Below are 24537 nucleotides of genomic sequence, written 5' to 3' on the forward strand. Positions count from 1 at the left end.
GGTCACCGGTAGCGCGGGCCGTGCGGGGTGAACGGCTCCTCGAAGGCGAGGACACCTCGTCGAGATGTGATTTCGACGGTCTCCGGGCTGGTGGACAGGCGCGGGGATGCGTCGGAGGCCGCGCGGTGCGTACAGTTCCGGGTCGGACTTGGGGTGGGCCGGATGGATCCGGCGCAGGGAACGGGACGAGCAGCGACGGCATGACGGCAGACAAAGATACGGAAAACGGTCAGTACCGCATTGACCCGTCCCGGCTGGAGACCTGTCTCAGCGTCTTCGAGGCGTTGGAGGACCTGCCTCCCGATCACCCCGACGTGGTGCGGGTGCAGCGGGCCACCGCGAGGCTCTACAAGACGATCAAGCAGCGGCGGCGCGAGGAACGGCGGGATGCCATCGCGGCGGCCGACCGCGCGGTGACGGCGGCCACCGCCACCGGCGCCCCGGGCCGGATCGACGATGAGACCCAGGGCAACCCGCTCGTCTCCCCCACCGCGGGTGCCACGGCCGGCGTGCTGCACAATCCGCGCGGCTGCTACATCTGCAAGCAGCGCTACCGCGATGTGGATGCCTTCTACCACCAGCTCTGCCCGCCCTGCGCCGCGCTGAACCGGGAGCGCCGGGACGCCCGTACCGACCTGACCGGTCGACGCGCGCTGCTCACCGGCGGCCGGGCGAAGATCGGCATGTACATCGCGCTGCGGCTGCTGCGCGACGGCGCGCACACCACGGTGACCACACGGTTTCCCCACGACGCGGTCCGTCGATTCGCCGCGATGCCCGACAGCGGGGAGTGGCTCCACCGCCTGCGGATCGTCGGGATCGACCTGCGCGACCCCGCCCAGGTGATCGCCCTCGCCGATTCGGTCAGCGACCAGGGACCACTCGACATCCTGATCAACAACGCGGCGCAGACCGTCCGCCGCACGCCTGCCGCGTACGCGCACCTCGTCGCGGCGGAGTCGGCGGCCCTGCCGGACGGCCCACTCCCGGAGATGATCACGTTCGCCAAACCGGCCGGCCGGGGCGACCCGGCGGGCAGTCTGATCGCCCCACCGAACTCGCCCACCATCACCCCGCACGCCCTCACCGCACTGGCGCTCACCAGTGGCTCCGCCTCGCCGGAACGGATCGCGACAGCCAGCGCCATCGACGCCGGCGGTCTGGTGCCGGACCTCGACCCGGTCAACAGTTGGGTGCAGCGGGTGCACGAGGTGAACCCGGTCGAGCTGCTCGAAGTGCAACTGTGCAACGTGACCGCGCCGTTCGTGCTGGTCAGCCGACTGCGACCGGCGATGGCCGCAGCGACCGCCCGCCGCAAGTACGTAGTGAACGTGTCGGCGATGGAGGGCCAGTTCGGCCGTGGCTACAAGGGGCCAGGGCACCCGCACACCAACATGGCCAAGGCCGCGCTCAACATGCTGACCCGGACCAGCGCCCAGGAGATGCTTACCGACGGCATCCTCATGACCAGCGTCGACACCGGCTGGATCACCGACGAGCGGCCCCACCCGACGAAGATGCGGCTGGCGGAGGACGGCTTCCACGCCCCGCTGGACCTGGTCGACGGCGCGGCCCGGGTCTACGATCCGATCGTCCGTGGCGAACAGGGCGAAGACCTGTACGGCTGCTTCCTCAAGGACTACGCGCCCTGCGCCTGGTGATCCGTTACCGCCCTGCCGCCGCACCCATTGCCGCCGTTCTCCTGCTCCGACGCTGGTCGTCGCGGGACAGACCGCGGGGCTCCGGCGACCTCACGCTCCTCCTGCGGCTCGGAGGTCTCCCGATCCTGGGATCGGCAGACCATTGTTGTCCCCTCCACGATGGTCCAGCCTCGATCGCAACGAAAGACCCGAGACCCTGACCGGCGGCGATCCATGACCCAGTGAATGGCGACGCCTCCAGCCGGTTCAGCTCCCGAGCGATAGTGGGCTATACCTGTGTCATTACCTGTGTCATTTCTTCTCGAGTTCCTGCGCAGCCCTCTGACTGTCGGAGCGATCCGGCCGAGCGGTTCGGCACTGGCCGAGCTGGCCACAGCCTCGGTGCCGGCGACGGGCTGTCCGGTCGTCCTAGAGCTCGGCCCTGGAACCGGCGCCTTCACCGCGCCCATCCAGCAGCGCCTGGCCGGATCGGGCCGACACCTCGCGATCGAGATCAATCCTCGCTTCGCCGAGCGACTGGCCATGCTTCATCCCGCTGTCGAAATCGCGGTCGCGGACGCCGCGTCCCTCCGCGAGGTACTCGTGCAACGCGGCGTCGACCGGGTCGACGTCGTGGTCAGTGGCCTGCCATGGGCGGCTTTCGACGAAGAACTGCAACGGAACGTACTGTCTGAGGTGGTAACCGTGCTGCAGCCGGCCGGCGTCTTCACCACATTCGCCTACGTTCACGCCCGGTGGGCCCCATCGGCCCAGCGATTGCTGGCGTCTCTCCGATCGCGGTTCGAGGAGGTCGTCATCAGCCGAACGGTGTGGACCAACCTGCCACCCGCCCTGGTCTACTTTTGCCGACGTCCAATCACGGTTGTCGACGAGCGCTTCGGAGGGCGTTCGACTCTCGGCCCCAGCCGAGCCGAATGGCCAGTCCTGCAGACTGCATCCCGATGCGCGGACGGCAGATCCCTGGAATGGAAGCGACTTGCGGTCCGTGGCCGCCGATCCGCCGGGCCGGTGGAGACGAGGCGGCTCGATCGAAGGGAACACACACGGCAGACCGCCGGTGGCCGCACCCCTTGATCGACACCTTGGGCCCTGGCACCTGCGCACGCGTCGGTGCCGTCCCAGGCGCCGTCACGTCGGCGACCGGCGCGCGACGTCACCACCGCGCCGATCCAGCGCGGCGCCCCCGTCCGGGGCCGGCAATTCCTTATCGGCCTCAGGAGGCGTCTGAGATGGCGTCGGTCAGCGGGTCTTCTTCGTTGCGCGTTTGCGGGGCGGGGTCAACAGGTCAGCGACCGCAGCGATCGCAGACGGCACCAGACGGTAAAACGCCCACACACCACGCTTGTCACGCTCAAGCAGACCAGCCTCAGTAAGAATCCGCAGATGATGACTCACCGTCGGCTGAGACAACCCCAACGGCTCAGTCAAATCACTAACCGACGCCTCCCCCTCCGGAGCCGACTGAATCAAGCTGAGCAAACGCAGCCGAGCCGGATCAGCGAACGCCTTCAACACCCCCGCCAGCCGCTCCGCATCAGCACGCTCAAACGGCTCACCAGCCAAAGGCGAAACAACGGGCGCCACACTCTTCACAGTTGCCACACCCCGCATCGTTGCAGGAAAACCCATCAATCCGCTGGTGAACGAGGGCAGGATCACCCAGAGATCGGGTGGGAGCCCCGCCGCTTCTGCCGTATCTCGCATGATGATCTACGCACCACCGGACGCGTCCAGCACGGCGTCACGATCGCCGAACCCGGCGGCCGGCCACCTAGGCCTTAATCCTCTGACCGGCCTCACCACCCGGGACTGGCTGTTGCCGACCAGGCCGGAGCCGTCGGATCGGGCGGGTGGCGGCGGGCCGCGCCGGACAGGTGCCCGACGCGGCCCGGAGATCGATGCCGACCGACACCGGGCGTCAGCAGGCCAGGGTGGAGATCGGTACGCCCGTCAGGCCGTCACCGCGGACGAAGCCGGTGACGCCGGTGCTGTTGTTCCTGACGTAGTACCAGCCCCACCCGTCGTCACCCACCGCGCCGCACCGCAGGGTCGCGCTCTGGCCCGCGTAGCCCAGGCCCAGCACGGTGCAGGTCGTCGACGGACCGGTCCGCAGGCGGATACCGGCGCCCGAGAAGCCGACGCTGTACGGTTCGTTGGCGCCGGGCAGCCAACCACAACGCGGCGCCATCGCCGTGGTCGATTCATTCGAGGCCTGCGGGGCGGTCTGCGCGATCGCCGGGCCGGCGGCCACGACCGGCAGGCCGAGGGCCACGGCGCACGCGGTCAGGCGTGCGGCTGTGGTGACTTTCATCTGCCACTCCCTGTCTCGTAGTCGTCCCCGCCCATCTGGCACTGCCCGGAGCAGCGAGAACGGTGGCGGAATATCGAGTGACTTCACCCTAGGGCGCACATAGGCATCGACCACATTCATTTCTTTCTGGTAGCGGCGAGGTGAACAGTGGCCTCGTTGCCGACGGCCAGCGCGTCGAAGCGAGTGGCCCACCGCACGGCTGCGTTCGAGCCGGTTGACGCCGCGCTCCACAGCGTGGCGCTGCTTGTACCGCTCAGGTCGCAGGCCGGAGCACGGCCACCCTCGGACCCAGCCACCTTCGGTACCGCTGCCCCGAGATCACCGCCCAGGCACGACAACTCCCGCATGGCGCCCTACTCGTCAAACTCCTCAACGACCCGGCAGCAGCCGGCCCGCTCCGCTACCAGGCCGCTGACTCCGAGCGCCATATACCCACCGCGCAGGCCCTTTTGCGGCGCCGCGATTTCCCGAGCGCCGGGCGCGGCCAGCGGCAGAAGAGTAAGTCTGCGGACCGCCCCGCGAGAATGCGAACATGCCGTACCTCGTCGCCACCGAGGGCCTCGGGCGGTCATCACTTCGGCGTTGGCATGCCCTCACGATCTTCTTTGGAGAGGTGCAGCCACGGCTGCGCTACGAGGTCGACGCGGAGAAGCCGACAGCCACCTGTAGGTACGTGGTAACGACAACGCCCTGTGCGACCATCCGTGGCGGCTCCTGGTTCTTGTGCCCGGACAGCCTCCGTGGGGTGAGCTCGCACAATGGTTGCGTTGCGACGAATGCGAGGACAAGTGGATCCCGACCAACTCGTAGGCTGCTTCGTCGTGGAGGTTGGCGTCCGCCAGGCATGGCTGTTTCTCGGCTTCTGTGACAACCGCCCGACGCCGCCGCAAGAGAGCCGGCTCTACCTGGACACGGATTGGTGTATCGAGGCCGCCAGCCGGACTCAAGGCACCGCTGCCGACGATGCCAGCTGGCTCACAGCTGCGCTCATCCTGCACGGCGCCACGATCGCAGGGGCACATGTGACGGACGACGGCACACTCCTGTTAGCGACGACCGACCAACGATCACTCATCGTTACGGGACATCCGGAGGCAACTCCAGTCGGTGAACCCTGGTGGATCTTCAGGTCGCCGTCCGGTAGCTGAGCCGATCACATCGTCCTCGACACGACCGCCGTGAGGGGCACAACGCGGAAATCAGTGACGAAGCTGGCGATACGCCCGTCCGCGGTGTGACCTACGTACGTTGCGTACACACCGTCGCCCCATCCCGAGCCGACGACATACACGTTGGCTCCAGTCCGTTCCTCCACCACTGCGGAAACGACGGCGTCGATCGGGTCGTCCGGAACTTGCGCCGGAATAAAGACCTCGTCGACCCTCTCGAAGTCCCACCCGCGCAGTGCCTCGATGGCGACCTGGTCGGCGAGCGTCCCGGTACCCGCGTCGACCGCGTAGCCGAAGAAGTCCTCGTCACCGAGTGAGGCGACGTCCTGACCTGGGAGCAGCGCCATGCTCCACGCCGCGATCGGCTCGTCCACCACCGTCAACTGCAGGGCGGTGATCCGTCGCTGCCACTCGCCGCCGTCGGCACGCAACAGCGCCACCCAAGCCCGTAACGGATACCGGCCGGGCGCCACCGAGTCAACGAACGGCGTGGTGTGCGCCACCAGCGGATCGCACCCCACGACCTTGCCGGACGGCAGTAGCACCGGCCCGAGCTCGTGCGGCTCGACACGGTACGTGATCCCATCGCTCTCGACGCGATACCCGGCGGTCAACACCGCATTAAGATCCGGCACGTAGGGCATGACGCGCAGCGTATCGAGCACGCGATCTCCGACCGAGAGCCGCATCAGGCCGCCAGCCGAGTTCCCTGACCCACGGTGCGGCAGATCCGGGCGCCTGATCTTGGCGAGTCGTATGGCAGGCAGGAAGGCAGCGCCGATGGCTCGGCTCGGCGGCGCTGCGTTTCTGGGCCATCAGCCGATCGGATGGCCGACGGCGATGATCGGCTATTTCCATGGGCGACGGACACCCCGCGACGCCTAGAAAGGAGGCATGACCAACGAGCGGACCATTCCCCTGCTGCCGTGCGCATCCATCGACGACATCGAAACCTTCTACGGAGTTCTCGGCTTCCGCACCACCTACAAGCAGCGCAAGCCCAACCCGTGCGTGGCGGTGCAACGGGAAGACCTGCATCTACAGTTCTTCGAGATCCCCGGCTTCGACCCAGAGCAGTCCTATGGCTCCTGTCTCGTACTCACCACAGACATCGAGGGACTACACCGGGCATTCGCCGCCGGCATGCGCGCCACCTACGGCAAGGTACTGGTGTCCGGAACACCGCGGATGACCCGGCCCAGGGCGCGGAAGAACGCCGACGGGGTCGGCGGATTTAGCGTCATCGACCCAGGCGGCAACTGGATCCGCGTCTTCCGGGACGCCACCGCGCCCATGCCGGCCGCCACGCCTGCCGGGCGGCTCGCCAAGGCCCTGGCGAATGCTGTCGTCCAGGCCGATTCCCGGGGAAACGCCGGACAGGCCGTTCGGATCCTCGACAGCGCGTTAGCCCGCCCCCAAGCCGACGACGACCCGGTCGAGCAGGTGGAGGTCCTGGTCTACCGCGCCGAACTCGCGATGGTGCTGCACGATCCACAGACCGCGGCCGAGATGCTGGCCCGCGCCCAGTCCGTCACGCTCACGGAAGACGAATCCGAAAGGGCCGCACCCGCGTTCGACAACGCCGCCGACCTCGCAGCAGCGCGGCGATGACTCATCAGACGAAACGCCCCTCATCTCGGCTACGTCCGGACGCTGGGTGGCTCGGGAGCAGTCACCGTCCGTGGCACGCGGTCGGCGGCAGATCCGGGCATCGGATCAACGTCCCGCCGGCGCACTCGCTCGCCAGCCTCAAGGTCGTGCTCGATCCGGGATCGAGTGGTTACGGAAGCGCGGGGATGCCACTCGATCCCGGATCAAGCGTGACCTTGGCACGGAGAGCACGACGTACTCACATCGGCCAGATGCGGACGCGGACTTGGCAGACCACGTCAACGGGTGTCGTGCAGACTGGACCGATGGCGAGTGTTGGTTCAGTACGCACCTTCGACGCCGAAGCAGGTTGGGGTGTCATCGACGGTCCGGATGTGCCGGGCGGGTGCTGGGTCCACCTCTCGGCCATTTTCGTTGGATGGATACCGGAAGTTGGCCTGCGGGCAGCACGTTCTCTTCCGCACCAAGGTGGCGAGCCAGGACGGTTTCGCCTATCGAGCCGTCAAGGTCTGGACGGGTGACGAAGAGCCGGCCGATCAGCCGCGAACCCAGCGCAGCTCCATCGCCTACCACAGCTCGTTGACCTTGACATTCGATCCGCCCTGCCCCAACGACGTGGTTGGCCCGCAGGAGTAGGTGGCCCCACGCCGTGCACTGCGCGGCAGATACGGATGGCAGCCCGCTTGGTAGCCCGGGAAAGATCAGATTCATGGGACGTCGAGCTGCCAGGTGAGCACGATCGAAGGTCAGCACGATTCATGGGGCTCGTGCTGGGAGCGCCGATGCGTGTGCCGGTGAGATCTACTCCTACAGGTACCGCTGTTACGCACCCTCTGACAATCTCTACGAGCGCTGTGTCCGCTTGGCGTGGTGCGCGGCTGCCGTGAGTACTTCGGGACGATGGAATTTGTACCGCAGGACGAACGTGGCCCGGACCTGCTCGCCGAGATGCCAGCATCCGAGCGTGAGCGGCTGTTTCGAGGCGAGGTGAAACTGCTCGACCTCCTTGATCGACTCGTCCGCCCGGGGATCCTGGCCGGGCCGCCGGCCGTGACCGACCGACGTTCCCGACGAGCTGTAGCTCGTCCAGGACATCGCGGACGCTATGGCCTGTCCGAAGCGAACAGGCCGTCCTCCCGGCCTGAACGGTTCGCCCTTGGCGAGGCGGTAACGAGACCTCTGACGAAGCGGGTCCTGGACGTGTATCGGTTGGCCCGTGCTGTGGATCAGGGCTGGGACGCCGGGGTGAGCTTTGCGATGTCCGGGGCATAGACGGTCATCCAGTGCGGATGCAGCCGGTAGTAGACCACGTCGTTGTCCCAGTCGAAGGGGTCGACGCCGTAGAAGTCCTTCAAGTACGCGAGCACGTCCGGCCAGTCTGCGGCCTGGTCGCCGTTGCGGGGGTTGAGGATCTCCACCGTGCCGTGCGTGAAGACGCCGAGGTCCTCACCGCGCATATGTGCGGCGCTGGCGGCGGGTCGCGCCGCGAGATGGCGCGCCTTGGCGGCGTCGCGCGCCGTGCCGAAGTACCACTTGCCTCGCAGGAAGTGCCCGTCCACACCGCTGATGCGCGGCTCGCCCTTCGCCGTCACGCTCGACAGAGCGAGGGTGCACATGCCGGTGAGGACCTGGGTCAGCTGCTCCGCGTTCAGTGTGCGTGCGGTGTTGATGATCGAGCGGAGGTGGGAGGTGGAGCCGGCGAGGGAGGTGTCAAGGAGGGCTTGGAGCTTTTCGAGATCTTCTGGGGTTTCGCGCATGGAGGTCCTGTCTCTCCGCATCTATCTGTGCCCTGGTCCGCGCCCATCACCGGCGCCGACCGACGAACCCATGCTCCATCCAAAACCTGACACCTTGTGTCATATTTCTTCAACTGGCGTACAGACACCAGGTGAATGTCATCGCGTGTCGAGCACGACGAGGCGGGTGTGTTCGGAAAGTAGCCTGCTCGCGGTCAGTCCGAACATGGCGTGGAAGCTGTCGCTGAAGTGCCCCGGCGAGGCGAACCCGGCCTCGATGGACGCCCGGGTCAGGTCCGTACCTTCGCCGACCGCGAGCGCGACGTGCAGCATGCGTGTCCACAACCGGTACCGGCGGAAGCTGGTGTGGGCGTTCGCCGAGAACAGGTGCAGAAACCGTGACGTCGACAGGTGCACCTCGGCAGCGAGCTGCGCCGCGCTCATCTTCCGGTCAGGGTGAGCACGCATGATGCCGATCGCGGTGCGGATCCGCTCGTCCATCGCGCCAAGGTTCGGAGGGTCGACGAATTCCCGCAGTCGGGCCGGATCGGGGAACGAGGTCTCCTGTACGTGACCAATCAGCGACGACTCGTGCTGATAGTCGAGCCCGACCGAGGAGGTGCGTTCGGTCATCCGCGCGCGAACACCCTCCGCCAGGCCCGAGCCAGGGTCGAGGTAGAAGAACAGCATCCGGCCGTCGTCCGCGATGACCCGGTGTCGTGTCCGCGCCGGAATGAGGGCGCTGCGGGTGCGCCGTTCGCCGATGCCGTCGGCTTGTAGCGTGAACGGTGCATCGACGCCCAACGCGAAACAGTGCACCGAACCGGAGTGCACATCCAACCTCAGTGAGGGCCCCAGATAGGCCGCCTGTCCGAGCCAGATCCAGATCCTCGCCGGCTCAGCCCGACACGTTTCTGGAAGCGGGACATCGACCACGTGGCCGATGATCGCACGTGTGCTCATAACCGCAGAGGAACGACCAACACGCGTGCTGCGCCCACCAGGACGAATCAGGCGGCGACTGGGGCAGGGGCTCCTTGTGGCGGCCGGATTGCTCAACGTGCTGCCCGGCGCTGGTGCCGTGTCGCCGGCCTGGGCCCGTTCGGCCTATGGCGTGGACGTCACGGGCGCGGACCTGGAGACGCTCATGCGGCATCGGGCGTTCCTGCTCGCTCTGGTCGGCGGCACCATCATCGTTTCGGCGTTCCGCCCGCACCTGCGCCCCGCCGCGGTGGCCATCAACGCGGCCAGCTTCGGCACCTTCCTGCTTCTCGTACTGACCACCCCATCGCTGAACCAGCAGGTAGTCCGGGTGGCGCAGGTCGACGCCGTCGCGTTGCTCGTCCTGTCGGCGGGGACCGCCCTGCTCGCGTCCAGCCCCTGCGGGCACCGCACGACGCCGGTTCGAGAGCGCGAATGACGACCACGGTCATCATCCTCGTCGGGACGTTCTTCCTCGGCATGGGCGTCTACGCGCTGGCCGCGCCTGCGGCACTTGCCCGCCCCTTCCGCATCGTCATCGAATCAGCCGAAAGCCGATCCGAGATCCGTGCGGTCTACGGCGGGTTCGGCCTGGCGACCGCCGCCGTACTGGCTGCGGCGGCGCTCGACATCGGCGATATCCGGACCGGCGCGGTCATCACCGTCGCAGCGGCCCTTGCCGGAATGGCCCTCGGCCGGTTGATCTCCCGGATCGCCGACAAGGCCACAGCGTTCTATCCGATCTGGTGGTATTTCTGGATCGAGACCATCGGTGCCGCCCTGCTGTTCAGCGTCGCCTGACCCTGATCGTGGCGAGTCGTATGGCAGGCAGGGAAGGCACCGCCGATGGCTTGGCTCGGCGGCGTTGCGTTCTGGGCCACAGACTCGGCTACCAACGGCGACGGGCGTACCGGCTTCCACACGCTCGATGCGGCATGAGCGTGCACGAGCGTCGCTGGTCGCCGTGCTTGTCGAGGCATTATGCCAATCGTGGTGAGGCGGCCTTTACCGATGGCGTGCACCAGGGATCCGCCGTCGGAAAGCAGCCGGTCGATGCGTGCTGGTAGTCGCACGCGAGCGCCGCCGACGACGCGAGCGTCTCGTCCCCTGCGGATGGGCGTTGTTCGACCTCAGCCCGTGCTCGGAGTTCTCGGTCACCAGCGGCGGACATGGCACGATGGCCGTGTCCTGCGCCGCCGGTGGCCGGGCACGACGCTGATGGAGTCGGGATGTCAGAACTGGCCGGCACACCGGTGCCAGGATTGACGAAACTGTGGACGCACGATCCGGTCACCGCCGGCCGGTATCGGCTGGTCGGCCGACTGGGCGCGGGTGGACAGGGGGTCGTCTATCTCGGCGAGGACGACGCCGGTGACCGGGTCGCGGTCAAGATGATCAACGCCGATCTGACTGATCCACGGGCCCGGTCGCAGTTCGTGAAGGAGATCGCCGCCGCACGCCGGGTCGCTCCGTTCTGCACCGCGCAGGTGCTCTTCGCCGAGGTGGACGGCGAGCAGCCCTATGTGGTCAGTGAATTCATCGAGGGCCCGACCCTGCACCGACACGTCCGCGAGCACGGCCCGGTGACCGGCAACTCCCTACACCGGCTCGCGGTCGGCACCGTCACCGCACTCGCCGCGATCCATGGTGCCGGCGTGGTGCACTGCGACCTGAAGCCGGACAATGTCGTACTCGGCAAGGACGGCCCTCGGGTGATCGACTTCGGTATCGCACGCGCGTTGGGAGTCACCGAGACGGCGTCCAGCCGAGTCATGGGGACCACCGCCTACATGGCGCCCGAGCGGTTCCGCAACGACGCGGTCGGTCCACCCTGCGACGTCTTCGCCTGGGCGGCCACGATCGCCTTCGCTGCCGGCGGTCAACCGCCGTTCGGCAACGACTCACTCTTCGCCGTGATGCACCGGGTGCTGCACGATCCACCCGAGCTGCCCGCGTTGCCTGCCGCACTGGACGAGCTCATTCGGCAGTGCCTGGCCAAGGATCCGGTGGACCGGCCGGATGCCGAACGTGTACTGGTACGGCTGCTCCGACAGGACGCCACGCTCACCACGCCGCTACATCGGGAGAACCTGCTCGAAGTCGGCAACGAGACAGCGGGCGCGCCGACACCGAACCACCCGCTCCCCCAGATCACGCCGACGGCACCGCAGCCGCACCCGACGCTGCCGCAGACTCCGGCCCCGCCGACGGTGCCGACCCAGGCCCGGCCGACACGGCCGGAACACGTGCCCGTGACGGAGCCCGCCGTCGGTGCCGAGCCCGACGGCGCGCTGCGACGCTTGCGGCGTGAGTCCCTGGACGCCTGGGGCATCTCGACCGCACTCTTCCTCGGTTCGGTGGGCGCCGCCGGCGGCTACGTCGCGTCGAGCGCGACCGGCCCGGCCGCTGCGGTCGGGGCGGTCACCTTCGTCGTGGTCTACCTGGTTCGGCTGCTCGTCGCGACGGCGGTCGGGGGACGCTCCGACCACGGATGACTCGGTACGGTGGAGGTCTGGGGCGCCGGCTGGCGCCGGATCGATAGGTTGACTGCCACCAGCCGTCTGCCGAGGAGGACGTCCCGATGACCCCACCCGCTACGCGTACACGGCAGTGGTTGCCCTACACCGCCGCCGTCACCGCCGGGCTGGTGGTCATCGTCGGAGCGTTCGTGTTCGTCCAACAGCGCGAAGCGGGCAGCGAGGGGCCCCGCACCGACTGCGCCGTCACCCTCCATGTCAACTCCTCCACGGAGAAGGCGGAGCTGCTGGTCGACCTGGCCGAGCGCTACAACAGCAGCACCCGGTCGATCGACGGTGGCGGCTGCGCCCAGGTGCACGTCAGCGCGTTGAACTCGGGCAAGGCCACCGAGGCGCTGGCCACCGGATGGACCCACACCGGCCTGCCGCAACCCCAGGTCTGGCTGCCGACGTCGAGCCTGTGGACCGGCCAGTTGCGGCTGCTCGACGAGGCCGCCGGGCGGGCGCCGCAGACGCCGGACCGCTACCCGTCGATCGCCAACAGCCCGCTGGTGATCGCGATGCCGCAGCCCAAGGCCGAGCTGGTACGCCAGCGCGGGCCGCTGGGTTGGGGGGAGATCCTGGGCCTGTCCGGGCGGGACGGGTGGGCGGGCTTCGGCAAGCCGGAATGGGGCAGGTTCACCTTCGGCAAGGACAACCCGAACCTGTCCACCTCCGGGCTGGCCGCGACCATCGCCACCTACTACGCGGCGGTGCAACGGTCCAGTGACCTGACCCGGTCCGACCTGGCCAAACCCGCGGTCACCCAGTTCGTGCGCCGGATCGAGGCCAACGTGGCGCACTACAGCGACGACTCGGTGGACCTGCTGCGTAGCCTCGCCGAGGCGGACCTGGCGGGCCGTACGGACGACATGAGTGCCATCGTCCTGCAGGAGGAACTGGTGGACCTCTACAACACGGGTGCGTTGAGCCCTCGGCAGGAGGGGCAGGAGCGGGGCCGCCGGCCGAACGTCCCGCTGGTCGCCGTCCACCCCAAGGAGGGCACGTTCAACCTGGACCATCCGTTCGTGGTGCTGCCCGCCGCCGACGAGCGGCAGCGCGCGGCAGCGGCCGACTTCCAGGCTTTCCTGACCGAGGACGCCCAGCAGGAGAGCTTCACCCGCCTGGGTTTCCGGGACCACGAACGCCGCGCGTCGGCGGAGCTGCTCGCCAGCGTCGGTGACGAGCCCGCCGGCGGGCTGACCTACTTCGAGCCCCCGGACCCGCAGGTGGTCGGTGCGATGTTGGACGGCTGGCGCACCCTCCGTAAGAAGGCCAACATTCTGATCGCCCTGGACACGTCCGGATCGATGCAGGCGATGATCGGCACCCGTACCCGTTTCCAGGTCGCCTCGGTGGCAGCGGGCAAGGGCCTCGCGTTGCTCAACTCCGAGGACCGGGTGGGGCTCTGGTCCTTCTCCTCGGAGACTTCGAAGCGGCCGAAGAGCCCCTACCGCGAGGAGGTTCCTCTCGGCGCGTTCGATCAGAAGCGGATCACCCGCAAGATCGACGGCCTGCACGTCGAGGGCGGCACCGCGCTCTACGCGACGGTCCGGGCCGCACACCGGGAGCTGCTCGACCGGTACGACCCGCAGCGGATCAACGCGATCGTCGTGTTGACCGACGGCAAGAACGAGTACACCAAGGACAACGACCTCACCCGCCTGCTCGACGAGGTCGCCCTGGATCCGCAGCGTCCGGTGAAGGTGTTCTGCATCGCCTTCGACCGGGAGTCGGACTTCGCCACCCTGGACAAGATCGCCAAAGCGTCGTCGGGCAAGGCCTACGACGCCACCGATCCCGCCACGATCGACGAGGCGTTCGTGAAGCTGGTCAGCAGCTTCTGACGCACTCTCACTCTGGAACGTCGTCGGGCGGCGTCAGCGCGCCGCGAACACCCTCAGCGCACTGACGTCGATCCGCGCCGCCTGTCCGGACGGGCACCGATCCCCCGTCGTTCTGGACAACCTGTCCGCAAGGCCACACGATCCGGGCACGGGCTGCCGGCACGGGGCCGAGCGGTGCCGTCCCAGGAGCAGAAGCGCCGCATGCGACCCGAGTCTGCCATGGATCTTGGACTGGTCAGGCCAGGCTCGCTCTCGTCGCACGGGACGGTCCGTCCACGCCGGTGTGGTAGTGCAGAGTGACGATCTCCTTGTGGCGGCTGACGTCCATGAGTGTGAGATGGGTGTGCTCATCGGGGCCGCGGAAGCGTACGCCGTTGCCGAGCAGGATCGGGGCGATGTGCACGATGACCTCGTCCACCAGGCCGGCGGCCAGGCACTGGCTGGCGACGTCCGCGCCGATGATGAGCACATCCCGTCCTGTCGCGGCGATCCGGGCTTCGTCGACGACAGGTGTGACGTCGCCGGCGCGGACTGCCACGCCCTGGAGCGGTTGCTCGGTGGGGCGGTGGGTGAGCAGGTACTGCGGGCCGGACCAGGCGCCGTCGAACACTTTCCTGCCGTCTCGTTCGCCCGCCTCGTAGCTGCGTCGTCCGGCGATCACGGCTCCGGTGCGCTCCACCACGGCGGCCGCTGTCGGCTCCTCCGGGTCGAAGTGGTCGAAGACCCAGGTGACGTCGTCTCCTGAGGCGGCGATGTAGCCGTCGAGCGAGACGGTCGCGTGCCACAGCACTTTCCCTGCCGGGCGATCTGACATGGGCTCTCCCTGGGTACTCGACCATGAATCCGATTGCGACATGCAATCGGTCCGACCAGCGTAGGGGAACCGGGAGTAGTCTGCAATCAGTTCGCGGGGCATCGGGAGGGTTCATGAGTGAGCATCGTTCGGACTGTCCGATCAACCTCGCCTTGGAAGTGATCGGGGACACCTGGTCGTTGCTGGTGATCCGCGACATCATGTTCGGCAATCGCCGCCACTTCCGCGAACTGCTCACACGCTCCGACGAAGGGATCGCCTCCAACATCCTCGCCGACCGGCTGCGCCGCCTCCTCGCCAACGAACTTCTCTCGCAAGCCCCGGACCCCAGGCACAAACAACGACGCATCTATCACCTCACCGAGCGATCCATCCAGCTCGTCCCGGTGCTCGCGACGCTTGGCGCATGGGGGCGACAGCACCTACCGGTTAGCCCCGAGCTCAGTATCCGAGCCCGGATACTCGACGAGGGCGGCCCGCACCTGTGGCACCAGTTCATGGACGAGTTGCGGGAGACGCACCTGGGCCAGCCCCGGCCAGCCGGCGCCACCTCGGTCGCCGCCCAGTTGGAGGCGGCCTACCAGGCGGAACTCGCGCGCAGAGCCTGACCCGTCCGCGTTCGAGGCGGCAGGCCCAACTGCGGGTCACAGTCGCCACTCGCGGGTGAACCGGCGGACCACGTCATGTCGACGGGTGTGCGCGGCTGAGTGACGTTCGCCGCGATGCCGACTGACCGTTGGTGCGCGGGGGGCCGAGTGGATAACTTCGAGCCCTCAGGGTGAGCGACGGGCGGAGGCTGGATGACGCATGGCAACGCTGAGTATCGCTACGCAAACACGGCGATACTGTCGGTTACGGCTTTGGAGGCGCCGGTCATCGTCACCTCTGATCAGTTCGATGAGCAGCTGAGCGAGACCTTCCGACGGCTGAGACTGCGCCCAGGGATGCTCCAGCGGATCGCCGGAGTTCAGGAGCGGCGCTGGTGGCCGGAGGGCTTCGGGTTCGCCGAGGCGGCGGCGACGGCCGGGGCCAAGGCACTGTCGGAGGCGGGTGTCGACGCGCGTGACGTCGGCCTATTGATCAACACGTCGGTGTCCCGCGCGCATCTGGAGCCCTCGACGGCAGTCGCGATCCATCACGCTCTGGACCTGCCGCCGTCGGCCTTGAACTTCGACATCGCCAACGCCTGCCTCGGATTCGTCAACGGGATCCAGGTCGCTGCCAACATGATCGACGCCGGGCAGATCCGGTACGCGCTGGTCGTGGCGGGCGAGAGTTCCCGCGAGGCCCAACAGGTGACCATCGAGCGGTTGCGGAGGTCCGACGCGACCCGGGACGACGTCCGCGAGCAGTTCGCCACGTTGACCCTCGGTTCCGGCGCGGCCGCGATGGTGTTGGCCGCCGCCGGCAGCCACCACCAGGAGCACCGGCTGATCGGCGGCGTGAGCAGGGCGGCCACCCAACATCACGAGCTGTGCGTCGGGGACAACACGCGAATGCGTACCGACGCGAAGGGTCTCCTCGACGCGGGTGTGGACCTCGCGGAGGCGACCTGGGCGCATGCCGGGTCGTGGGACTGGCAGGACATGGATCTCTACGTCATGCATCAGGTCTCGGCGGCCCACACCCACGGCGTCGTCAGGCGGCTCGGCCTCGACCATCGGAGGGTCCCGGCGACGTTCCCGCTGTGGGGAAACGTCGGCCCGGCGTCGCTACCGATGACCCTGGCCCACCACGCGGGATCGCTGCACTCCGGTGACCGGGTGCTGTGCATGGGGGTCGGCTCCGGCCTGAACACGTGCGCGCTGGAGATCGTGTGGTGAGCAGTCGACAGGCAGCGTCGCCGCTCGGGTTACCCGGTCTGGACAGCGCCTGGTCCCGGTGGGTCACGGCGACGGACAGTCAGGGCGTGGAGCGCACCTGGCATGTCCTGGACACCGCCGCTGCGGACTCGGACAGCGCGATCCAGCCCGTGGGAACGCTCCTGTGCGTGCACGGCAATCCCACCTGGTCGTATCTGTGGCGGCACCTGCTGGCCCGGTTCCAGCGGGCTGACGCTCCGCCGTGGCGGGTGGTCGCCGTGGACCATCTGGACATGGGGTTCTCGGAGCGCACCGGCACCGTACGCGGGCTGGCGCAGCGGATCGACGACCTCACCACAGTCACCGACGCGCTCGGCATCACCGGGCCGGTCGTCACCGTCGGGCACGACTGGGGCGGATCCATCTCCCTGGGTTGGGCGCTGCGTCACCGCGATCAGCTCCGTGGTGTCGTGCTGACCAACACTGCCGTGCACCAGCCGAGTGGGTCGCCGGCGCCCGCACTGATCCGCCTGGCCCGACTGCCTGGCGTGTTGCCGGCGGTGACGGTGCGGACGCAGACGTTCCTGCAGGCCACCCTCGCATTGGCGAACCCGTGGCTGCCGAAGCCTGTCCGTGAGGGCTATCTCGCTCCGTACCACGGTGTGGAGCGACGGGCGGCGATCGGCGGCTTCGTCGCGGACATCCCGCTCGGTCCCGAGCACCCGAGCTGGCGGGCGCTGCAAGAGGTCTCGCAGCGTCTGCACATGCTGGCGGGGATTCCGACACTGCTGCTGTGGGGGCCACGCGACCCGGTTTTCGGCGAGGTGCACCTGCGCGACCTGCGGAACCGGCTGCCGCATGCACAGGTGCACCGGTTCGAAGGCGCGGGTCACCTGCTCGCCGAGGACGCTGATGTCGCCGGTGCGGTCGCCCAGTGGCTGGTCGACCTGGACCGCCGGCCCGCCGAGCCGATCGCGACGCCGGAACCGGCGGCGCCGTGGCGTCCGCTGTGGGCGGCGTTGGCGGAGCGTGCCGAGGACCGGTCGGTCGCTCTGGTGGAGCTGGCGAACAACGGTCGGCAGATCAGCTGGTCGTTGCTGTGGCGACGCATTCAGGAGATCGGGGCCGGGTTGTCGGCCTCCGGAGTGCGTCGCGGCGATCGGGTGGCACTGCTCGTACCGCCCGGCGCCGATCTGACCGCCGCCGTCTACGCGTGCCTTCGTATCGGTGCGGTGATCGTGGTAGCCGATCCCGGGCTGGGACTGGGCGGCATGAGCCGAGCGCTCCGCAGCGCCGACCCCTCGCACCTCGTCGCCATCGGCCCGGGACTCGCTCTCGCCCGCGCCCTGCGCTGGCCCGGAAGGCCGCTCGGGGCCGGACCTGGCGCCGCCGTGCTGGGCGCGCTCACCCTGGGCAAGCTGGCCCGCCTCGGTGCCGACGTCCGGGACCTTCCGGCCCCGCCAGACCCGGACGACGACGCGGCCGTGCTGTTCACGTCCGGTTCCACCGGGCCGGCGAAGGGTGTGGTCTACACCCACCGCCAGCTCGCCGCGATGCGGGACGCGCTGTTCGGCCTCGGAGTGAACGCCGACGCCGGAATCGTGGCGGCCTTCGCGCCGTTCGCACTCTTCGGACCGGCTCTCGGCGCCCCGTCGGCGATCCCGGACATGCGGGTCACCGCCCCACGGACGTTGACCGCCGCCGCTCTCGCCGAGGCGGTGGCCGCAGTCGACGCTTCGGCGGTGTTCGCCTCACCGGCCGCGCTCCGCAACGTGGTCGACACCGGCGACGTGGTGGACGATCGCCAGCGCACCGCGTTGGAGGACGTGACGTTGCTGCTGAGCGCGGGCGCGCCGGTGCCCGCCGCGCTGCTCACACAGACGCGAGCCTTGATGCCCAAGGCGCAGCCGCACACGCCCTACGGGATGACCGAGGTCCTCCCGGTCACCGACATCACCCTCGACGAGATCGTCGAAGCCGAGCCGGGCGACGGTGTCTGCGTCGGCCGGCCGTTGCCCGGCGTTCAGGTGGCGATCGCGGCCCTGGACTCGACCGGTACGCCTTCCGAGCACGCCGGTTGCGCTCCTGGGCTGACCGGCGAGATCCTGGTCAGGGCCGGGCATGTAAAGGATCGGTACGACGGCCTCTGGCTGACCGAACGGGACAGCTCCCGCACTCCCGGATGGCACCGCACCGGCGACGTGGGCTACCTGGATCCCGAAGGCCGGCTCTGGGTGCAGGGTCGACTGGCCCATATCCTGCTCACCTCCGACGGCGTGCTCGCCCCGGTCGGCATCGAGCAGCAGGTCGAATCGGTGCCGCAGATCGCGCGGGCCGCAGTGGTCGGTGTGGGACCGCCCGGTGTGGCGAAGGTCGTGGTGATCGCCGAGACCCTGCCCGGTACCCGCCATGCACGACTGGCGAGCCGGGAACTGACCGACGCGGTACGTGACGCGGCCGTGCCACCGGTCGCGGCTGTGTTGGTGGTCCCGGCCCTGCCCACTGACATCCGCCACAACTCGAAGATCGACCGTACCCGGCTACGTCTCTGGGCGGAACGAGTGCTCGCCGGCGGGAGGGTCAACGGACTGTGAGAATCCTGGTCACCGGTGCCAGCGGCATGCTCGGCGGCGCCACCGCCACCGCGTTGCGGATGCGTGGCGACGAGGTCCGCGTCCTGCAACGTCGATCCAGCGGCCTGGTCGGGGTCGACGAGCGCCGCGGCGACATCACCGATCCGCAAGCCGTACGGGCGGCCACGGCGGGGGTCGACGCCGTGGTCCACCTGGCCGCGAAAGTCTCGATGACCGGCCCGTGGCGACAGTTCGAGCACATCAACATCGGTGGTACGGCCACCGTGCTCGCCGCCGCCCGGGCAGCCGGCGTGACGCGATTCGTGCACGTGTCCTCGCCGTCGGTCGCTCATCATGGCACCGGCCTGGTCGGCGCCGGAGCCGGCGCAGCCGACCCCGAGCGGGCCCGGGGAAACTACGCCCGCAGCAAGGCCTCGGCTGAGTCGCTCGCACTGGCCGCCGACTCGCCCGACTTCGCCGTGGTGGCGATCCGCCCCCACCTGGTCTGGGGACCGGGTGACACCCAGTTGGTGGGCCGGATCGTCGAGCGGGCGCAGGCCGGCCGGCTGGCACTGGTCGGCCAGGGAACCGCCCTGATCGACACGACGTACGTCGATAACGCCGTCGACGCCCTCGTCGCCGCGCTCGACCGGGTGCCCGAGGCGGACGTACACGGGCAGGCCTTCGTCGTCACCAACGGCGAGCCACGGACGGTGTTCGAACTCATCGAGCGTATCTGCGTCGCCGCCGGGACGGCGCCGCCGAGACTTCGGGTGCCGGTGGCCGCAGCGAAGGCCGGCGGCACCGCAGTGGAGTGGCTGTGGTCGACGCTTCGGCAGACCGACGAACCGCCCATGACCCGGTTTCTGGCCGAGCAGTTGTCCACCGCACACTGGTTCGACCAACGCCGGACCCGAGAGGCACTGCGCTGGTCACCGCAGGTGACGCTGGATGAAGGCTTCGTGCGGCTAGCTGCGGCGTACCATCCACACTGAGCCGGTCTCGTCGTGGCCGAGGGGCCTGAGCAGGTAGGCAAGGGCGCGTCAATGCTCTAGCTCCCGCTAGGACAGAAGCAAGGCGGCGCGGACCGCCGCCGGGGTTACGGGCGTCGCCGTGGAGTTCAACAGCGCCCGGGTCCGGGGCAGGTCGCCGGGGCCGCCGACCACATCAGCGCCACCACCCCCGCCACCTGCGGCGCCGCCATCGACGTGCCGGACATCTCGCCGTACCCGCCGCCTGGCAACGCCGACCTGATCCGGGCGCCCGGTGCGACCAGGTCAGGCTTGGCGCCCGGTCCCCGGCTGGAAACGCCGCCACCGCACCCGCGGCGTCACGCTGCGGCGCGTACCCGAGAAGTGGAATATCTCGTTCCACTTGATACGGTGAGGTTCATGCAGGAGTCCGTGGGATCGGGCCGGGCGCTGCGGCGTGATGCGCAGGCAAACCGGCAACGCATCATCGAGGCCGCCCGCCAGACGTTCGCCACGCGCGGGGTGTCCGCGACCTACGACGACGTGGCCCAGCAGGCCGGCGTCGGTGTCGGCACCGTACATCGACGCTTCCCGACCAAGGAGTCGCTGCTCGCGGCCGCTCTTGAGGAGCGCTTGGAACGGCATGCGGCGGCGATCGAGGCGGCACTGCACGCGCCGACCGGCTGGGACGGCCTGGTGCGTTTCCTGTGCCGTGCTGCGCAGTTGCACGCCGCCGACCGCGGCGTCCGCGACGTCGAGTTGGGGGCGGGTTTCGACGAGCGGTACCTGGCGCAGATCCGTGACCGGATCATGCCGATCATCCGGCAGTTGGTCGCGCGTGCCCGCGCCGAGGGCACGTTGCGTCCGGACGTCACCGCCGAGGACATCCCCGTGCTGCTGACCATGATCAGCGAGGTCGCGCACCACAGCCGACAGAGCTGTCCCGAGACCTACACCCGCTATCTGCGGCTGCTCATCGACGGCCTGCGCGCCTCGCCGGAGGCGAGCGATCTGGGCACGCCGACGACCGGCGCCGATGTCGACGCGCTGTTGCGGCAATGGCTGCCCGGCGTGCAACGACGGCGCTGAAGTCGGGCGGTCGGTGTCCATGCACCTGACCGTCGTGTCCGCTCCGCGAAAGGCGCCTGGCATGCCGCCGATCCGCCCGCCCGACCCCGCCTGGGACAGCACGCCGTCTGCCCCGACCAGGCAGGCATCGATGGATGTGGAGACCTTCATTGCGCGCGTATGAGTTGACCGGATTCGGCGGCCCGGAGGTTCTCCGCCTCGGTGACCGCAGCGACCCGGTCCCGGGAGCCCACGACGTGGTCGTCGACACCTGCGCGGTCGGCCTCAACCCGATCGACATCCTGCAACGCTCCGGCACCTTCCGGTTCGCCAACCCCGTCCGTTTTCCCGTCGTGCCCGGAAACGAGTTCTCTGGCGTCGTGTCTGCCATCGGCTCCCGAGTGAAGACCGTGGCCGTCGGCGACGCCGTCTTCGGCCGTACCGACAAAGCACGCCTCGGTGCGCTGGCGGAGAAGGTCGCCATCGAAGCAGACCTGGTCGCGCCGATGCCGCGCACGCTCGACTTCGCCGCCGCTGCGGCCGTCCCGCTGGCCGGTACGACCGCCCTCCAGGCCGTCCGCGACGCTCTCGCGGTCCAGGCCGACGACCGGCTGCTCATCACCGGCGGCTCCAGCATGGTCGGCATGTTCGCGACCACCCTCGCCGCCCGCGTCGGTGCCCACGTGGTGACCACCGCCTCCGCCGCTTCTGAGCCGCTCCTGCACGGCCTCGGCGCCGCCGAGGTCATCGACTACCGATCCCGGCGAATCGAAGCAGTCCCGGGGCAGTTCACCAAGATCCTCGATCTCGTCGGCGGTCCACAGCTGACCGCATTGCTGGGGGTCGTGGCCCCGGGCGGCCGGCTCGTGACGATCACCGCGACCCCGACGCCCGGATCGATCCGGCACGACTACCCGATGCCGGTCTGGCGTGCCGTAGCCCTCGACACGGCCTTGTGGCTCGCCACACTCGGGCCTCGGCGACGCGCACGCGCCGGAGGCTTCACCTACCGTTTCCTGTCCATGCGCCCGAACGGACAGGACCTACGCGAACTCGGCGCACTCATCGACAGCGGCATCCTGCAGGTGAAAATCGACAGCGCCTACCGCTTCGACCAGGCAGTGGAGGCACTCGCCCGCGTCGAGACCCGCCGCGCCAAAGGCAAAGTCGTCGTCCTCACCGGACCCGCGACCTGAGCCTCGACCCACGCACCGCCCGCTACGAGGATCCGGGTCGCCGCGACCGCTGGCGCAACGGGCCACTGCCCGCGTGACGCGGGCGCGGGTGTGGTCGGTGGCGTCGGCGTACCCGTCGACGACATCGAACTATTGCCGCCAATCGGTGCGCCGGGCATGCTGTTCGCAGCGCCGCACAGCCAGGAGTTCCAGTGCCGGACGCACGCCGACCGGCGGTGGCGAGGGCGGCGGGTACAGCTCTGCCGTTGGTGGTGTGCAGCACGAGTTGCGGGCACCGGCGGGCTGGTCGCGACCAGCCCGTTGATCGCGGCGATCCCGCTGTGCCGACGGCACTGGCGCGGGAGCCGACCAGCGGCGCTCCCCCGTAGTCGGACCGACTGGCCGGGGCCGTCGACGCACCTCCACCGACCAGAGACAGGAGAACGGCTGTGCACATCGCGCGCATCACGCTTGATCCCACGGCTGTGGTGGCCCCGGTCAACCGGCGCACCTTCGGCACGTTCGTGGAGCACATGGGGCGCTGCGTCTACACCGGCCTCTACGAGCCCGGTCATCCGTCCGCCGACGTCGACGGCTTCCGCACCGACGTCCTGGACCTGACCCGCGAACTCGGCGTGACGACGGTCCGCTACCCGGGTGGCAACTTCGTCTCCGGGTACCGCTGGGAGGACGGAGTCGGCCCGAGGGACCAGCGTCCACGGCGCCGTGACCTCGCCTGGCACAGCATCGAGACCAACGAGGTCGGCATCGACGAGTTCGCGCGGTGGGCGGCCAAGGCCGACGTCGAGATCATGTACGCGCTGAACCTGGGTACCCGGGGCGTACAGGAGTCCCTCGACGTTCACGAGTACCTCAACCATCCGGCCGGCACCCACCTGTCGGACCTGCGCCGGGCCAACGGCGCCGAGGAGCCCCACGGGATCCGGATGTTCTGCCTCGGCAACGAACTCGACGGGCCATGGCAGCTGGGGCACAAGGACGCCGACGCGTACGGTCGGCTCGCCGCCGCCACCGCGCGGGGTCTGCGCGCGGCGGAACCGGGCCTGGAGCTCGTCGTCTGTGGCAGTTCCAGCTCCGGCATGCCGACCTTCGGAGCCTGGGAGGCCACCGTCCTGGAACACACCTACGACCTGGTGGACTACGTCTCCTGCCATGCCTACTACGAGGAACACGACGGCGACCTCGGCTCCTTCCTGGCAAGCGCGACGGACATGGACCACTTCATCGACAGCGTCGTCGCCACCGCCGACAGCATCGGTGCCCGACTGCGGAGCAAGAAGAAGATCCAGGTGTCCTTCGACGAGTGGAACGTCTGGTACCTCTCCCGCTTCCAGAACCAGCCGCCTGCGGACGAGTGGCGGGTCGCGCCCCGGGTCATCGAGGACGAGTACAACGTCGCCGACGCCGTCGTCGTCGGCAGTCTGCTCATCTCCCTGCTCCGGCACAGTGACCGGGTCACCGCCGCGTGTCAGGCCCAACTGGTGAACGTCATCGCTCCGATCCGGACCGAGCCCGGTGGGCCCGCCTGGCGGCAGACCATCTTCCATCCGTTCGCCCGTACGGCCGCGCTGGCCCGGGGTGACGTCCTGCGTGCGGCTGTCGACGGTCCGACCTACCTGACGGCACGCCACGGTGAGGCGGCGGTGGTCGACGCGGTCGCCACGTACGACGCGCGGGCGGCAGCAGTGGCGATCTTCGTCGTGAATCGTGACGACACTCGACCGGTGCGCTTCGCCGTCGACCTGAGCCGTTTCGAAGCAGGGGTGTCGCGCGTCGAGGCGTCGACCCTCGCCGACGACGACCTGCGCGCCACCAACACCGCAGCCCACCAGGACCGGATCACGCTGCGGCCCACCGGACAGGTCTCGATCGACGCCGGCAGTGCCGAGATCGTGCTACCGCCGGTGTCGTGGACGGCAGTGCGGTTCTCCCTGGCCTAAGAGCTCCTAACCAAATGATGTGGGCGTGTCCAGGGGTCGCCGGACCGCCTGAGGCCTGTCCCACGAGAAGCGACCGGGCGGTGGCGGGCCCGAACGACGATCTGGGGCGGTGCGGGTCGGTTCGGGTACGACACCGGTACCCGGACCGACCCGCGTACCGCGCGAGGCGGCGGGGACGTCCGAGCCGCAGATCATGTCGATCGATGCCGTCACCGTCATGATCAGAGACGGGGTCAGCGGGTCTTTTTCGTTGCGCGTTTGCGGGGCGGGGTCAACAGGTCAGCGACCGCAGCGATCGCAGACGGCACCAGACGGTAAAACGCCCACACACCACGCTTGTC

The 24537-nt window shown here is 68.9% G+C and carries 21 protein-coding genes and 2 pseudogenes; 15 read left to right on the plus strand and 8 right to left on the minus strand.

What is annotated here, in order from left to right; all coding sequences use genetic code 11:
• The first annotated feature begins 200 nt into the window (after positions 1-200).
• Complete coding sequence (locus tag ACWDVW_RS24830; protein ID WP_449953176.1) at positions 201-1661, plus strand: SDR family NAD(P)-dependent oxidoreductase; 1461 nt, start codon at positions 201-203, stop codon at positions 1659-1661.
• Between the two features lie 381 nt (positions 1662-2042).
• Positions 2043-2735: a class I SAM-dependent methyltransferase gene (locus ACWDVW_RS24835; protein WP_449953228.1), complete on the plus strand. Its 693-nt coding sequence runs from the start codon at positions 2043-2045 to the stop codon at positions 2733-2735.
• A 165-nt stretch (positions 2736-2900) separates the two neighbouring features.
• On the opposite strand, the gene ACWDVW_RS24840 is transcribed toward ACWDVW_RS24835, so the two are convergent.
• Together ACWDVW_RS24840 and ACWDVW_RS24845 are read right to left on the minus strand one after the other, a co-directional pair.
• Positions 2901-3272, minus strand: coding sequence for an ArsR/SmtB family transcription factor (locus ACWDVW_RS24840; protein ID WP_449953231.1), 372 nt, complete (start codon positions 3270-3272; stop codon positions 2901-2903).
• A 307-nt stretch (positions 3273-3579) separates the two neighbouring features.
• Positions 3580-3972: an SH3 domain-containing protein gene (locus tag ACWDVW_RS24845; RefSeq protein WP_449953178.1), complete on the minus strand. Its 393-nt coding sequence runs from the start codon at positions 3970-3972 to the stop codon at positions 3580-3582.
• Between the two features lie 821 nt (positions 3973-4793).
• Here ACWDVW_RS24845 and ACWDVW_RS24850 point away from each other — a divergent pair.
• A complete protein-coding gene (locus ACWDVW_RS24850; RefSeq protein WP_449953181.1) occupies positions 4794-5120 on the plus strand; it encodes a hypothetical protein in 327 nt (108 codons plus the stop codon).
• Between the two features lie 5 nt (positions 5121-5125).
• On the opposite strand, the gene ACWDVW_RS24855 is transcribed toward ACWDVW_RS24850, so the two are convergent.
• Positions 5126-5785 (minus strand): DUF4241 domain-containing protein, encoded by a 660-nt coding sequence (locus ACWDVW_RS24855; RefSeq protein ID WP_449953233.1) that lies wholly within the window; start codon positions 5783-5785, stop codon positions 5126-5128.
• 250 nt (positions 5786-6035) lie between these two features.
• Here ACWDVW_RS24855 and ACWDVW_RS24860 point away from each other — a divergent pair, with 250 nt between their 5' ends.
• On the plus strand, positions 6036-6752 hold the full coding sequence (locus ACWDVW_RS24860) for a VOC family protein (protein ID WP_449953184.1): 717 nt from the start codon (positions 6036-6038) through the stop codon (positions 6750-6752).
• A gap of 1226 nt (positions 6753-7978) precedes the next feature.
• Here ACWDVW_RS24860 and ACWDVW_RS24865 read toward each other — a convergent pair.
• Together ACWDVW_RS24865 and ACWDVW_RS24870 are read right to left on the minus strand one after the other, a co-directional pair.
• The gene (locus ACWDVW_RS24865; RefSeq protein WP_449953187.1) at positions 7979-8509 is read right to left on the minus strand and encodes a pyridoxamine 5'-phosphate oxidase family protein; all 531 of its coding nucleotides are present in this window, start codon (positions 8507-8509) and stop codon (positions 7979-7981) included.
• Positions 8510-8647: 138 nt separating this feature from the next.
• Positions 8648-9451, minus strand: a complete 804-nt coding sequence (locus tag ACWDVW_RS24870; RefSeq protein WP_449953190.1) for a helix-turn-helix domain-containing protein — start codon at positions 9449-9451, stop codon at positions 8648-8650.
• 76 nt (positions 9452-9527) lie between these two features.
• Here ACWDVW_RS24870 and ACWDVW_RS24875 point away from each other — a divergent pair, with 76 nt between their 5' ends.
• The 4 genes from ACWDVW_RS24875 (at position 9528) to ACWDVW_RS24890 (ending at position 13832) form a co-directional block, all read left to right on the plus strand.
• A complete protein-coding gene (locus ACWDVW_RS24875) occupies positions 9528-9908 on the plus strand; it encodes a hypothetical protein (RefSeq protein ID WP_449953193.1) in 381 nt (126 codons plus the stop codon).
• Positions 9905-10270, plus strand: a complete 366-nt coding sequence (locus ACWDVW_RS24880; protein WP_449953195.1) for a DUF4345 family protein — start codon at positions 9905-9907, stop codon at positions 10268-10270. The genes ACWDVW_RS24875 and ACWDVW_RS24880 overlap by 4 nt, the downstream gene beginning before the upstream one ends.
• A 428-nt stretch (positions 10271-10698) precedes the next feature.
• Positions 10699-11964: a protein kinase domain-containing protein gene (locus tag ACWDVW_RS24885; RefSeq protein ID WP_449953197.1), complete on the plus strand. Its 1266-nt coding sequence runs from the start codon at positions 10699-10701 to the stop codon at positions 11962-11964.
• Between the two features lie 86 nt (positions 11965-12050).
• Complete coding sequence (locus ACWDVW_RS24890) at positions 12051-13832, plus strand: substrate-binding and vWA domain-containing protein (RefSeq protein WP_449953199.1); 1782 nt, start codon at positions 12051-12053, stop codon at positions 13830-13832.
• Positions 13833-14067: 235 nt separating this feature from the next.
• Here ACWDVW_RS24890 and ACWDVW_RS24895 read toward each other — a convergent pair whose 3' ends face one another.
• Complete coding sequence (locus ACWDVW_RS24895; protein WP_449953202.1) at positions 14068-14646, minus strand: dihydrofolate reductase family protein; 579 nt, start codon at positions 14644-14646, stop codon at positions 14068-14070.
• Positions 14647-14759: 113 nt separating this feature from the next.
• Between ACWDVW_RS24895 and ACWDVW_RS24900 the strand changes: the two genes are divergently transcribed.
• The 4 genes from ACWDVW_RS24900 (at position 14760) to ACWDVW_RS24915 (ending at position 20016) form a co-directional block, all read left to right on the plus strand.
• Positions 14760-15254, plus strand: a complete 495-nt coding sequence (locus tag ACWDVW_RS24900) for a winged helix-turn-helix transcriptional regulator (protein ID WP_449953205.1) — start codon at positions 14760-14762, stop codon at positions 15252-15254.
• Positions 15255-15446: 192 nt separating this feature from the next.
• Positions 15447-16469 (plus strand): 3-oxoacyl-ACP synthase III, encoded by a 1023-nt coding sequence (locus ACWDVW_RS24905; RefSeq protein ID WP_449953208.1) that lies wholly within the window; start codon positions 15447-15449, stop codon positions 16467-16469.
• Positions 16466-19042 carry an alpha/beta fold hydrolase gene (locus ACWDVW_RS24910; RefSeq protein ID WP_449953210.1) on the plus strand — a complete coding sequence of 859 codons (2577 nt, stop codon included), beginning with the start codon at positions 16466-16468 and terminating at the stop codon, positions 19040-19042. The genes ACWDVW_RS24905 and ACWDVW_RS24910 overlap by 4 nt, the downstream gene beginning before the upstream one ends.
• Complete coding sequence (locus ACWDVW_RS24915) at positions 19039-20016, plus strand: NAD-dependent epimerase/dehydratase family protein (protein ID WP_449953213.1); 978 nt, start codon at positions 19039-19041, stop codon at positions 20014-20016. Before ACWDVW_RS24910 ends, ACWDVW_RS24915 begins: the two co-directional genes overlap by 4 nt.
• Positions 20017-20121: 105 nt before the next feature.
• On the opposite strand, the pseudogene ACWDVW_RS24920 reads toward ACWDVW_RS24915, so the two are convergent.
• Positions 20122-20327 (minus strand): annotated as a pseudogene (locus ACWDVW_RS24920) (S8 family serine peptidase); the annotation flags it as partial.
• 85 nt (positions 20328-20412) lie between these two features.
• Here ACWDVW_RS24920 and ACWDVW_RS24925 point away from each other — a divergent pair.
• From ACWDVW_RS24925 to arfA, 3 genes are all read left to right on the plus strand, one after another.
• Positions 20413-21081: a TetR/AcrR family transcriptional regulator gene (locus ACWDVW_RS24925; protein ID WP_449953216.1), complete on the plus strand. Its 669-nt coding sequence runs from the start codon at positions 20413-20415 to the stop codon at positions 21079-21081.
• Positions 21082-21317: 236 nt separating this feature from the next.
• Positions 21318-22256, plus strand: a complete 939-nt coding sequence (locus ACWDVW_RS24930; protein ID WP_449953219.1) for an NADP-dependent oxidoreductase — start codon at positions 21318-21320, stop codon at positions 22254-22256.
• A gap of 428 nt (positions 22257-22684) precedes the next feature.
• The gene (arfA, locus tag ACWDVW_RS24935) at positions 22685-24196 is read left to right on the plus strand and encodes an arabinosylfuranosidase ArfA (RefSeq protein WP_449953222.1); all 1512 of its coding nucleotides are present in this window, start codon (positions 22685-22687) and stop codon (positions 24194-24196) included.
• Positions 24197-24429: 233 nt separating this feature from the next.
• Here the strand turns inward: arfA and ACWDVW_RS24940 are convergent.
• Positions 24430-24537, minus strand: a pseudogene (locus ACWDVW_RS24940) (transcriptional regulator); the annotation flags it as partial.

It is taken from the genome of Micromonospora sp. NPDC003241, from assembly GCF_053589795.1.

Bases quoted from the DNA above. Each gene is read 5' to 3' on its own strand.
- ACWDVW_RS24880 (WP_449953195.1), top strand. From the start codon at position 9,905: ATGACGACCACGGTCATCATCCTCGTCGGGACGTTCTTCCTCGGCATG.
- ACWDVW_RS24860 (WP_449953184.1), top strand. From the start codon at position 6,036: ATGACCAACGAGCGGACCATTCCCCTGCTGCCGTGCGCATCCATCGAC.
- ACWDVW_RS24870 (WP_449953190.1), bottom strand. From the start codon at position 9,451: ATGAGCACACGTGCGATCATCGGCCACGTGGTCGATGTCCCGCTTCCA.
- ACWDVW_RS24885 (WP_449953197.1), top strand. From the start codon at position 10,699: ATGTCAGAACTGGCCGGCACACCGGTGCCAGGATTGACGAAACTGTGG.
- ACWDVW_RS24840 (WP_449953231.1), bottom strand. From the start codon at position 3,272: ATGCGGGGTGTGGCAACTGTGAAGAGTGTGGCGCCCGTTGTTTCGCCT.
- ACWDVW_RS24905 (WP_449953208.1), top strand. From the start codon at position 15,447: ATGACGCATGGCAACGCTGAGTATCGCTACGCAAACACGGCGATACTG.
- ACWDVW_RS24925 (WP_449953216.1), top strand. From the start codon at position 20,413: ATGCAGGAGTCCGTGGGATCGGGCCGGGCGCTGCGGCGTGATGCGCAG.
- ACWDVW_RS24895 (WP_449953202.1), bottom strand. From the start codon at position 14,646: ATGTCAGATCGCCCGGCAGGGAAAGTGCTGTGGCACGCGACCGTCTCG.
- ACWDVW_RS24865 (WP_449953187.1), bottom strand. From the start codon at position 8,509: ATGCGCGAAACCCCAGAAGATCTCGAAAAGCTCCAAGCCCTCCTTGAC.
- ACWDVW_RS24890 (WP_449953199.1), top strand. From the start codon at position 12,051: ATGACCCCACCCGCTACGCGTACACGGCAGTGGTTGCCCTACACCGCC.
- ACWDVW_RS24845 (WP_449953178.1), bottom strand. From the start codon at position 3,972: ATGAAAGTCACCACAGCCGCACGCCTGACCGCGTGCGCCGTGGCCCTC.
- ACWDVW_RS24855 (WP_449953233.1), bottom strand. From the start codon at position 5,785: ATGCCCTACGTGCCGGATCTTAATGCGGTGTTGACCGCCGGGTATCGC.
- ACWDVW_RS24830 (WP_449953176.1), top strand. From the start codon at position 201: ATGACGGCAGACAAAGATACGGAAAACGGTCAGTACCGCATTGACCCG.
- ACWDVW_RS24900 (WP_449953205.1), top strand. From the start codon at position 14,760: ATGAGTGAGCATCGTTCGGACTGTCCGATCAACCTCGCCTTGGAAGTG.